At 40.0% G+C, this 11,420-nt stretch carries 12 protein-coding genes and 1 pseudogene; 10 read left to right on the top strand and 3 right to left on the bottom strand.

What is annotated here, in order from left to right; translation table 11 throughout:
• Positions 1–430 precede the first annotated feature (430 nt).
• Together IM456_RS19625 and IM456_RS19620 are read left to right on the top strand one after the other, a co-directional pair.
• Positions 431–652: a hypothetical protein gene (locus IM456_RS19625; RefSeq protein WP_272077835.1), complete on the top strand. Its 222-nt coding sequence runs from the start codon at positions 431–433 to the stop codon at positions 650–652.
• On the top strand, positions 642–779 hold the full coding sequence (locus IM456_RS19620) for a PIN domain-containing protein (protein WP_172967357.1): 138 nt from the start codon (positions 642–644) through the stop codon (positions 777–779). The genes IM456_RS19625 and IM456_RS19620 overlap by 11 nt, the downstream gene beginning before the upstream one ends.
• 154 nt (positions 780–933) lie before the next feature.
• Here IM456_RS19620 and IM456_RS19615 read toward each other — a convergent pair whose 3' ends face one another.
• The 3 genes and pseudogenes from IM456_RS19615 to tumA form a co-directional block, all read right to left on the bottom strand.
• Positions 934–1,491, bottom strand: coding sequence for a PEP-CTERM sorting domain-containing protein (locus IM456_RS19615; RefSeq protein ID WP_287694216.1), 558 nt, complete (start codon positions 1,489–1,491; stop codon positions 934–936).
• A 539-nt stretch (positions 1,492–2,030) separates the two neighbouring features.
• The gene (tumE, locus tag IM456_RS19610) at positions 2,031–2,219 is read right to left on the bottom strand and encodes a toxin TumE (RefSeq protein ID WP_353737734.1); all 189 of its coding nucleotides are present in this window, start codon (positions 2,217–2,219) and stop codon (positions 2,031–2,033) included.
• Positions 2,220–2,366: 147 nt separating this feature from the next.
• Positions 2,367–2,566 (bottom strand): annotated as a pseudogene (gene tumA / locus IM456_RS19605) (antitoxin TumA).
• A 548-nt stretch (positions 2,567–3,114) separates the two neighbouring features.
• On the opposite strand from tumA, the gene IM456_RS19600 reads away from it, so the two are divergent.
• The 8 genes from IM456_RS19600 (at position 3,115) to IM456_RS19565 (ending at position 11,263) form a co-directional block, all read left to right on the top strand.
• Positions 3,115–3,489 carry a hypothetical protein gene (locus IM456_RS19600; protein ID WP_253881084.1) on the top strand — a complete coding sequence of 125 codons (375 nt, stop codon included), beginning with the start codon at positions 3,115–3,117 and terminating at the stop codon, positions 3,487–3,489.
• A gap of 32 nt (positions 3,490–3,521) precedes the next feature.
• The gene (locus IM456_RS19595) at positions 3,522–4,115 is read left to right on the top strand and encodes an IS607 family transposase (RefSeq protein ID WP_104395485.1); all 594 of its coding nucleotides are present in this window, start codon (positions 3,522–3,524) and stop codon (positions 4,113–4,115) included.
• A complete protein-coding gene (locus IM456_RS19590; protein ID WP_265795891.1) occupies positions 4,087–5,325 on the top strand; it encodes an RNA-guided endonuclease InsQ/TnpB family protein in 1,239 nt (412 codons plus the stop codon). Before IM456_RS19595 ends, IM456_RS19590 begins: the two co-directional genes overlap by 29 nt.
• Positions 5,301–6,038 (top strand): PstS family phosphate ABC transporter substrate-binding protein, encoded by a 738-nt coding sequence (locus IM456_RS19585; protein ID WP_502845910.1) that lies wholly within the window; start codon positions 5,301–5,303, stop codon positions 6,036–6,038. The genes IM456_RS19590 and IM456_RS19585 overlap by 25 nt, the downstream gene beginning before the upstream one ends.
• A gap of 353 nt (positions 6,039–6,391) precedes the next feature.
• Positions 6,392–6,814, top strand: a complete 423-nt coding sequence (locus IM456_RS19580) for a Het-E N-terminal domain-containing protein (RefSeq protein WP_287694235.1) — start codon at positions 6,392–6,394, stop codon at positions 6,812–6,814.
• Positions 6,815–6,840: 26 nt separating this feature from the next.
• Positions 6,841–7,236 (top strand): hypothetical protein, encoded by a 396-nt coding sequence (locus IM456_RS19575; protein ID WP_287694238.1) that lies wholly within the window; start codon positions 6,841–6,843, stop codon positions 7,234–7,236.
• 65 nt (positions 7,237–7,301) lie between these two features.
• Entirely contained in the window at positions 7,302–10,961 is a 3,660-nt protein-coding gene (locus IM456_RS19570) for an nSTAND1 domain-containing NTPase (RefSeq protein ID WP_287694240.1), read from the top strand.
• Positions 10,962–11,137: 176 nt separating this feature from the next.
• Positions 11,138–11,263, top strand: a complete 126-nt coding sequence (locus IM456_RS19565) for a hypothetical protein (protein ID WP_256378255.1) — start codon at positions 11,138–11,140, stop codon at positions 11,261–11,263.
• Positions 11,264–11,420 lie beyond the last annotated feature (157 nt).

Raw genomic sequence — 11,420 nt, 5'->3', positions numbered from 1 at the left:
ACGGCTTTAAGCTACAATGGAAAAAGCGATAACCAAGCTAAAAACTGAACCTTGACAACAGATAGTAGGGGGTTTTGTTCAGAAAAGAATTCAAATTCGGCCTTGAACGAGTAAAACTTTCTAGGAAATAAGGTTGAACATTAGATTTTTTCGACTTGTTCAAAGTGGCCGGAGGGCATTCGGACACTCAAAACGGACGTGGAGGAAAGCGTAAGACTACCGCTAAGGTAGCAGCATCCTGTGAAGCGTCAACCCCATTCAACGACCATCCTAAAAAGGTGGCGTGGTGAGGAATCACCGTCCGTTTACGGCGGTGAGGATGTCAAAGTCTCCGTTTCGGTGTTCCCGTTGTCCCAGTTCCCCTGATAGGATTTAATCGCTCGCCTAACTCTAGAGCTAAAGTAGAGATAGGGTTTAATTGGAGCCATGTATGGAAGCGATCGAATTTAGGACGGTTATTCATAAGGGTCGGGTGAGCGTTCCCCCCCGATATTCTTCTCGATGGGAAGGTAAGATGATGCGGGTGATTGTTTTGGATGACTCGGAAATCATCCCCGATCCGAGCCAGAAAACTGAAAAAACGATGTTCGAGGCGATTTCTTTAAATACACGGGGATTTACATTCGATCGGGACGAGGCTAATGCCCGATAAAGTTTTTTTTGATAGTTTAATACTGGCCAGCGCTCTGGAAGCGGGCTGTCAAATTCTCTACAGTGAAGATTTACAAGATGGTCAGCGAATCGAGAATCAATTGATGATCGTTAATCCCTTTGGTTAAGTAGGTAGGTGTTAAAAGTTGTCAGACACCCCCCTTGATAAGTAGGGTTGATTCATGAATCAACCCTACTATGAATCAACCCTACTATGAGTCAACCCTACTATGAGTCAACCCCACCTTGATAAGGAGGGCAGGGGGGATCAGTCGGTCAAAATTACCCTTCTAGTTTCCGGCCTTTGCACAATAAACCGACCCCGGCAACGGAGAGTAAACCGAGAACCGTCGCTGGTTCGGGAACCGGGGTCAGGGAATAATTGGTGATAACGAAGAGTTCGCCGCCTGGAAGAGGAACAGAACCGTAGCCACCGATGGAAGCGAACAGGTCGAACGGATTACCAACAACGTTAGGGGGTGAAAAGCCGAATCCACTACTACTACAAGCCGTGTTGTCACAAGCGGCAAAATCTAGTCCCGATCCGTCTAAGGATAGCACCGCCTGACCCGTTACAGAACCACTAGAGATGACACCGGCAAAAGAACCTACGAACGGAAGAGCGGGGGCGGGAGAGCCGTTAAAGGTGGTATTACTGATAGAACTGACGAATACCGTGTTGTTATCCAGTTGCAGGGTTCCGTCAACCGTCGCAGTGATCGTTCCTGCGCTGGAGGTGTAGGAAAAGTTAAAAGTTGCGGCGCTGGCAACTGGTGCGAGGGTGGCGGTGGCTACCGTGGCGAGGGCGACGGAATAACAAAGGGAACTTTTGAGTGGCATAGAATACAGTGTTTAGCTAAATTCCCACGCATTATACCCTCCCCCCCCGATTTTGTCAAGGTTGTTGCTATTTATATTTCTTATACTTCATCTAGCTATTGATTACTCGATTGGGGATTGAGGGCGATCTCCCAAGAGAGCGGCGAAGGGATGGGCTTTTCTGGGGTGCGAGGGGCGATCGCATTAAATATGTTTTATTTAGGGCTGGCTGAATAATGGTAAAACCCTTTTAAAATAAGGCTTTTGACCTGTTAAAATCCGATGTTCATGCTGCGAAAATAGGATTAAGACCTTCAAAAACCTGGCATTATCCTTTTTATAGTACATAAGTTAGTACAAAAAGAGAGGGCAACAAAGCCTGAAACTCCTGACTCCTGACTCGGAGACTCCTGACTCCTAACCCCACCAACAAACTTTTTCAGCAAACCCTAATTACATCGTTTGGTAAGTAGTCGTGCAAAATTAATTTCTTGGTTAGGATAGGCAAAAGGCAAGAGGCAAAAGGCAAAAGCTTGATCGAAATGTGTAATTAATTTTGCTTAGGTACTTAAATGCTTGTGATGTGGAAAAGTAGAAAGATTGGGAAAGTGAGGGGTACTATCATAACGGAAAACTAGGTTATTTTGTTCATCTTGGAAATGGTAACGATAATCTAGAAATTCCAAGTAATTATCTGTGATTACTATGGCTTCGTTTATTTCTAATAAATGGGTCTGATTGAAACGCAACCTAATTTTAAATTAGCTCTTTTTGATGTCAGTATTTCTTCTTAATAAAGTTCTGCATAGGCATTTTGATAATGCACAATTGCTTGTTATACTTGATTGAGTTAATCATCTAAAAGTTTAAGCGGCATGATTTAATTTTTGTTCTAATTATTGACGCAAAGCAAGGTAATGACGGTAATCATTTGCCCATTCTATAAATAGGAATCATCTGAGAATATTCCTTGATTATAGTGGTTATAAAAATCTTCGGAATCCATTTTATGTTGGTTCTCATAGAGGCTGATTCGTTTGGCAACAGCAATCAAAGCATCTAAAGATGATGTATATTGAATGGTCTGTTTACGCATTTTTCTTTTACTCCAAAATAATGATATTTTGATTATAACTCGACTTCCCCCATACAGAAATACTAAAAAATTGACAAGCCGTCTCCGGGTACATTTTCCCTTGAAAATGGACGTTCGGCGAGCTCAGTCGAGCCGCTGTACCGTTGACTGTATCTAGAGTAGAGCGATTCCGTAGAGTTGGCTGTGTAGCGATCGCTAACCTTATTGTAACAGATGGTGTCATTAATCTCTAGAGTAAGCGATTCCCTCTTTAGCCATGTTTTTGATGGTTTTCTGCCCCGAAACAAGCTATAATGGTCGAAGGGTCAAATTGGAAAAATTTTGCTTCAAACCCTATCTGCGTAAGGAATTCAGGAGTGTGTGTCTAGTAATACATTAGTATTATACTGCTTTAACTCAGGCTCTGTGAGACTTTTAGCCATAGCTAGTATATTTATACGGGGAAGTTCAGTTAATCCTTGGCATAACCCGACAGAATTGTAAAAGTTAGGGTCGTTAAAAAAAGCTGGGATTATCATTAAAGTAGTCCGAAGCCTGATCCTGATTTTATGTCCCAGAAAAATGAAATTCTTCCCCTGCTGTTGACGGTTATGGTGACATCGGCACTTTTAGGAGGAATTGCTTGGTGGTTGCTCAACAAAACCTTTCCCAATCTCAATGATCGATCTAATTCTTCTTCCTCCTCGAATAATCAAATTTCTGAAACTTTAGGTGCAGTTAAAAATGTCCCGGAAGGATTATTTAACTACGGGGGAAGTACCACTTGGGCCCCGATTCGCAAGGAAGTGGACTTTATTATCCAGCAAGTCTGGCCGAAATTTCGCCTCGTCTATACCGATCCCACTACGGGAACCCCCGGCACCGGCAGCGGTATTGTAAAGTTTTGTAAAAAATATATGCAAATGACTGCAAACAACTGCTAATCTGGTTAGTACAAGTTTACATTGCAGTTCACATGAAACTATCAGATTATGCTAAGAAAAAAGGGATCAGTTATGACACTGCTTGGAGAATGTGGAATCGAGGGCAGTTACAAGGAGAACGTCTTCCTACAGGAACAATTATTATTTTTGAAGATGACCGTTCTTGCGGTGAAAATAAAGTAGCTATTTATGCGCGAGTTTCTAGTTCAGAAAATCAATCTAACTTAGAGACTCAGGCAAAAAGATTGGAAGCTTATTGTATTGCGAAAGGCTATCAAATTGTTCGAGTAGTTAAAGAAGTAGGAAGTGGAGTCAATGATCATCGAAAGCTATTATTAAAACTTCTAGAACAAACTGATTATAATTTGATTGTCGTAGAACATAAAGATCGTTTAAGCAGAGTAGGGTTTAATTATCTGAAAGTTCTTTTAACTCAAACAAATAGAGATCTAGAGGTCGTTAATCTAGCAGAAGAAAGAAAAGACGATTTAATGCAAGACTTCGTGAGCATAATTACCTCATTTTGCGCTCGATTATACTCATTAAGACGACGAAATAGAAAGACAGAATGTTTAATTAAATGCCTTGAGGAGAATGATGAAATTAGTTCAAAAACATCTAATTAAATTTAATCACAAAAATTATTCAGTAATTGATAAATTAGGATTTTTATCGAAGAATCTGTATAATTGTGCTGTTTATTTAAACCGTCAAGTTTTCTTTTCACATCAACCATTTTTAACAATGACTGAGTTACATCATGCCTTAAAAATGAGTCCAGATTATCAAGCCTTACCCGCCAAAGTAAGTCAGTTAGTATTAAAGCAAGTAGAAAAAACCTTTAAATCTTACCAAAAAGCGAAAGAACAATACAAAAAATCGCCAGATAAATTTACAGGAGAGCCTAAGTTGCCAAGATACAAAGACAAGGAAAAAGGTAGAAACGTTTTAACTTATAACTATCAAGCCATTTCTCAAAAAGCGTTGAAGCAAGGTTTAATCAAGCTATCAGGGACTAATTTAGAATTTAAAACTAATTTAAAGGAAGTCTTAGAGGTCAGGATTATTCCTAAATTGGGTGCTTATTGTTTAGAGATTGTCTATGAACAACCATCCTCATCAAGTCAAGAGGGAGAAAGATATGCTTTTATCGATTTAGGCTTAAATAACCTAGCTGCTGTTACCTCTAATATTCCCGAATTTCAGCCAACTTTAGTATGTGGAAAAGCCTTAAAATCCTGCAATCAAAAGTACAACAAGACACTAGCTAAACTCAAATCGGAATTACCCAGTCTACAGAAGACCAGTAAAAGAATACAAGGTTTAACTTTAAAGCGTAATTGCCAGGTGGATTATTACCTCCACACCGCTAGTAAATATATTATTGATAAATTACTAGCTCATCAAATTAACCTTTTAGTTATTGGTCATAATCAAGGCTGGAAACAAAACATTAATATTGGAGATAGAAATAACCAGTCATTCGTAAATATTCCTCATTCAAGGTTTATCGAACAACTTACCTATAAAGCAAATTTAGTAGGAATAGAGGTCAAAACAACTAATGAAAGCTATACCTCTAAATGTAGTTTCTTGGACTTAGAGTCTATTCAAAAGCAAAAAAGCTATTTGGGCAAGAGAATTAAAAGAGGACTATTCAGAAGCTCGTCGGGTTATTTCTATGGAGCAGATATTAATGGTTCCTTAAATATTGGAAGAAAGGTAGTCGGAGAGGCCGCCTTTAGCGGGAATCCGATAGAGAGGTTCGTAGTTAACCCAGTACGGGTCAAAGCGTACAAAGCTAATTCTAGATGCAATATTTGCGTACAGAATTAGTAACTATTCGGATGTTAATCGAGAATCAATTGGCTTTTTCCCAAGCATCTCGATCGCTCAAAGATGAGGAAATACAACGCGCTCAACAACGGGGATTGACCTTAAAAGAGGTTCCCGTGGCTATCGATGGAATTGCGATCGCAGTTCATCCCGATTTACCAGTTTCCGGTCTAACAATTACCCAATTAAAAGATATTTATACAGGAAAAATTAGCAATTGGCGGCAAGTGGGCGGGCCTAATTTAGCGATTATTCCCTATTCCCGACGCAAGGAAGATGGGGGAACCGTGGAATTTTTTATCGATCAGGTTTTAGAAAAAGCCGATTTTGGAAATAATACTCAGTACGTTTATAGTACAACTCCCGCTCTCAGAAAAGTTTCCCAAAATTTAGGAGGAATTTACTATGCTTCTGCACCGGAAGTAGTTCCCCAGTGTGGAATTAAAACTTTACCCCTCGGTAAAAGCGAAAATAAGTTAGTTGCCCCCTATCAAGAACCTTCGATCCCGTCTTCCCAATGTCCCCAGAAGCGTAATCAACTGAATGAATTAGCTTTTCAAAAGGGAGAATACCCGATCACCCGTCGTCTTTTTGTTATTATCAAACAAAATGGTCAATTAGACGAACAAGCGGGGGAAGCTTACGCTGATTTATTATTAACCGATCAAGGACAGGAATTAATTGAAAAAGCCGGTTTTGTTCCCTTGAGATAATTTAATCCAACTTCTACAAATCTAGGTTAAAGTGAATTTGAGCAATTTTCATCTGAGTGTGCGCTTGATTGGGCGCATCTAGAGGACTGCTACTCCCAGTTTTGTCCAGATTTTCGGCTATCCCGTCGAAATCATCCCTCAGTGCGAACGATTTTTACTGAACAAGCAGGGCATCGATGACAGTGAGATTTACACCTTCTGTCGCTACTATCCCACCTATGTGCAACTGGCAGTGGTAGCCAACAACCCCAACGAGCAAGCCATCCGCGCCCAATACCTGCGCCATAATCGCGTCAGATACTTTGCTTTGATCTAAGATTGAGTTAGCAATATCTAATTTGGAGTCTCAGGCAATGGAACCGATTTCTCTAATTCTCGCTGCGTTGGCTGCTGGTGCGGTTGCTGCTGCTAAGGATACGGCAGGAACAGCCGTTAAGGATGCTTATGAGAGTTTAAAAGCGTTGATTAAGAAGAAATTTGCAGAAAAAGGGAAAACAGATGATAGTGATATCGTCGATAAACATGAGAAAAAACCAGATTCAGAGGGGGTAAAAACACTGCTCAAAGAAGAGTTACTTGAAGCAAAAATTGATAGAGATGCAGAGGTTATTAAGACAGCAGAAGAATTACTTAAGCAATTAAAACCTGAAGAATTTGCCGCAGGTAAGTATAATATTAATGTTGGTGGTGATATTAAAGGAATGGTGGGAGATGGTACTTTTAAGGGAATTTCAGGAGATATTAGTGGTGGAAATATTAGTCAGAAGATTAATTAGTTGAGGATTATTTAGGAGGGAAATTTATGTCAATTACTGTTGAGGTAGAACTTAAAGATTTTCTAATTCAAATCAATCAAAAGTTAGACAATCTTCAAAAAGATGTTACTGATATTAAGATTGAACTTAGTGAAGTTAAAGGTGAAATTAAGCTTCTGGAGGTAAAAATTGATGGTGTCGAGAAGCGTCTGGAGGAAAAAATTGATGGTGTCGAGAAGCGTCTAGAGGAAAAAATTGATGGTGTCGAGAAGCGTCTAGAGGAAAAAATTGATGGTATTGAGAAGCGTCTAGAGGGAAAAAATGATGGCGTAGAAAAGCGCTTAGAGAATCAAGAGTTTGTCAGTCGAGGGATTTTAGTCGCTTTAATTGTAACGATTTTAGGCGGTTTGGCTAAATTGTTTGGTCTAGTAGGAAGTCCTTAAAGATTTCTAGTTTTAAAACTGCAATTTAAAGTTAACTTTAAGAGAATAATTTTGGGGTAGCAAAAATGACTGATAAAAGTTATTATTCAGAAATAGGGGGTGATGTTAAAGGTCTTATTGGTGATGGTGAATTTAAGGGAATTGCGGGTGATATTAGTGGGGGTGTAATCAATCAATATATTATCACCCAAAAGTCAGGAGTTGAGATTCAGTCTCAAACTTTAATTACGGGTTCACCTTATTTGGGTTTAAGGAAGTTTGAGGTAGATGATAAGGATAGGTTTTTTGGGCGAGATAATTGGATTATTGAGTTAACCGATTATTTAAAGCAAAAGAATGTTTTACTGCTTTTAGGTGCGTCGGGAAGTGGTAAGTCTTCTCTAGTTCAAGCGGGTTTAATTCCTAAGTTAAAGGATAATTTTGGCGCAAATAAATTGGTTAATTTAACTTTTGTTCCTGATGTTAATCCCTTTGAGTCTTTTTATGGTTGTCTTTTGGCAAATAGATATAAACAATCCCAAGCGAAATTAGCACAAGCTGTTAAAGAAGAGACTTTAATTAATGTGGTTGAAGGATTAAAAAATAATTCTGATTTATGGTTTATTTTTATTGACCAATTTGAGGAATTATTTACTCGTACACCGAAGACGGAAAGAGATATTTTTATTAAAAGTTTGATTAAATTAATTGAAAATGAAAATAATAATAATTTAGTTAAAATTGTGATGACGATGAGGGCGGATTTTTTAGATAAATTAAGTCCTTATCCCAGTTTAGGAAAAATCCATGATCAGTATAGCAAGATGTTAACGGATATGGACGAAAGTGAGTTAAGATTAGCTATTGCTGAACCGGCGGCGAGAAATGGGGTAATCTTTGAAAAGGGATTAATTAATCAAATTATTGCCGATTTTTATGAACAGGCTGGCTCTTTACCTCTGTTACAATATACGTTAGATTTATTGTGGGAAAAAGATCATATTCAAGAGCGGGTTTTAAATAATAAGATTTATCAAGAGATTGGTGGGGTAACGGGTGCGCTAGAAAAACAAGCGGATAAAATTTATAGTCAATTTAATGAACAGCAACGGAAAGCAGCAGAGGAAATTTTTCTAGAGTTAATTAGTTTAGAAGGGGAAAAAGCGGTTAGCAGAAGGGCGGATAAATCGAGTTTTGAACAGGAGGAAATGCAAAGGGAAGTTCTCTATCAATTAATAGATAATCGTCTTTTGGTGAGTAAGGGAGAAGACGGGAAAGCAACGGTTGAGGTGGCACATGAAGAATTGTTGCGGTGTTGGCAAGTGTTACAGGATTTAATTCGAGAAAAAGAGGAGATAATTGTTCTGAGAAGTCGTTTATATGCTGATGCTAAACAGTGGGATGATTTACAGAAGCAAGATGCAGTAAAAGCGAGTAGTGAGCTTTGGGGAGGTTCTAAGTTAGCCAAAATTGTTGAGTTTCAAAAGAATAATTCTCTGCCTAATTTAGATACTGTGGCGATAGAGTTTATTAAGGCGAGTATTAGTCAAGCAGAACGACAAAAAAATGAAAAAATTAGAACAGCGCGAAGGATTGCGGCGGGTTCCTTGGTAGCGGTGGTGATTAGTACGGGATTGGGTTTGATGGCGTGGAATGAGAAAAAACAAGCAGAATATAATCAAGCAGAGTCTCTGGGTAGATATTCTTTGTCTCTATTTAATGAGCATAAAGAATTGGAAGCTTTTGTGCAAGCGATTAAAGCAGGAAAAATCCTGCAAAATCAACGCACAACCAACTCAGAGGTAATGAATGCTTTGCAAACAGTTCTTGCCGAAAGAAGGGAATATAATCGCTTAGAAGGACATCATGGCGAAATCACGAGCATCAGTATTAGCCCCGACAGCAAGATATTAGCTTCTGGGAGTTCGGATTACACTATTAAACTCTGGGATCTAGAGACTGGAACTGAAATCAATACCCTTATGGGTCATCATGGCGCAGTCAATAGTGTTAGTTTTAGCCCCGACGGCAAGATTTTAGCTTCTGGTAGTTATGACAAGACTATCAAACTCTGGCATTTAGAGACAGGCAAGGAAATCCTTACCCTTAAGGGACATTATGATCAAGTCACTAGCACTAATTTTAGCCCCGATGGCAAGACTTTGGCCAGTGGTAGTTATGACAAGACTATCAAACTCTGGAATTTAGAGACAGGCAAGGAAATCCGCACCCTCAAGGGGCATGATAGCTGGGTTAGGAGCGTTAATTTTAGCCCCGACGGTAAGACTTTGGCTTCTGATATTGGTGAGAACACTATCAAACTCTGGAATGTAGAGACAGGCAAAGAAATCCGTACCCTCAAGGGGCATAATAACGGGGTCACTAGCATTAGTTTCAGCCCCGACGGCAAGACTTTGGCTAGTGGTGGTGACTTAACCATCAAACTCTGGAATGTAGAAACCGGTAAAGAAATTCGCACTCTCAAGGGGCATAATTGGGGAGTCTCTAGCGTTAGTTTTAGTCCCGATGGCAAGACTTTGGCCAGTGGTAGTGCCGATAAGACAATTAAGCTATGGAATCTAGAGACAGGCTCTCAACTCTTCACCCTTAAGGGATATGATGATCGGGTTAATAACGTTAGTTTTAGTCCCGACGGCAAGACTTTGGCGAGTGGTAGTGGACAGACAATTTCACTATGGAATCTAGAGACAGAAACTGAAATCCGCACCCTTAAGGGGCATGATATAGGAGTCGAGAGCGTTAGTTTTAGCCCCGATGGCAAGACCTTAGCTTCTGGTAGTGGCGATTTCACCATCAAACTCTGGAATCTAGAGACAGGTAAGGCAATTCGCACCCTCAAGGGGCATGATAATCGTGTCAATACCGTTAGTATTAGCCCTGATGGCAAAACTTTAGCTTCTGGCAGTGATGACGACACCATCAAATTCTGGAATCTAGAAACAGGAACCCAACTCTTCACCCTTGAGGTTAAAAAGCTTGATAACTCAGTCAATAAAATCACTAGCGTTAGTTTTAGCCCCGACGGTAAGATATTGGCATCTGGTAGTTGGCAGACAATCTTAATCTTGGATCTAGAAGCAAAAAACCTAATCCTCATCCCTCCGGGGGATAATAGCTATGTTTCTAGTGTTAGCTTTAGCCCCGACAGCAAAATATTGGCTTCTGGTATTGGTGATGACGGCATCAAACTCTGGAATGTAGAGACAGGCAAAGAAATACGGGCTCTCCAAGGGCATAATAGCTGGGTTAGTGAGGTTAGTTTTAGCCCCGATGGTAAAATCTTGGCCTCTGGTAGTGGTGACGACACTATCAAACTCTGGAATGTAGAGACAGGCAAAGAAATAAGCACCCTCAAGGGACATCATAGAGAGGTTTATAGCGTTAGTTTTAGTCCCGATGGTAAAATCTTGGCTTCTGGTAGTGCCGACAACACTATCAAGCTCTGGAGTGTAGAAACTGGCAAGGAAATACGCACTCTCAAGGGGCATGATAACTATGTCTATAGTGTTAGTTTTAGTCCAGACGGTAAGACCTTAGCTTCTGGTAGTGAAGACGGCACAATCAAACTGTGGAATGGAAGCAATGGTTGGGGTTTAAGTGATTTAATGAGGCGTAGTTGCGATTGGGTGCGGGCTTATTTGCACAATCCTAATTCTGGTGTCAGGGAGGAGGATAGGGGTTTGTGTGATGGGATTGGGGGTAAATCGTCAGTATCAGGATTTTGAGGATTAGAGGATTTTCAGGATGCTCAATCTTAAAAGATTGTCAGGAGTTTCCAAGTAAATAATCCAGTTAATCCTAAAATCCCGTTAATCTTGGTTTAGACTTCTTTGTGAGGATACAGAAGGATTGTAGGGCGATGCAGAAGAGTTGTAGGACAATACAGAAAGATTGTAGGACAATGCAGGACTTAAACGCTTTAATGGGGCGTAGTTGCGATTGGGTGCGGGTTTATTTGCACAATCCTAATTCTGGCGTTAAGGAGGAGGATAGACATTTGTGTGATGGGATTGGTGAGGAGAAGTGATAATATAGTTAGGGTCTGCTGAATAAATCTAAAAACCTTGTTGGATAAGACTTTTGGACTTTTTTCCCCTCAAAAAGTGCCAGCCATTGCGGGGATCGGGGGAAAATTCAGGTACTTTTTCCCTGAAAATTAGGTAGTTGACCACCTCAAAACTGGT

This window comes from Microcystis sp. M079S1 (assembly GCF_020246425.1).
Lineage (GTDB): Bacteria > Cyanobacteriota > Cyanobacteriia > Cyanobacteriales > Microcystaceae > Microcystis > Microcystis aeruginosa.
The sequence above is the reverse complement of the archived record's forward strand: the minus strand, read 5'-3'. Positions and strand labels throughout refer to the sequence as shown.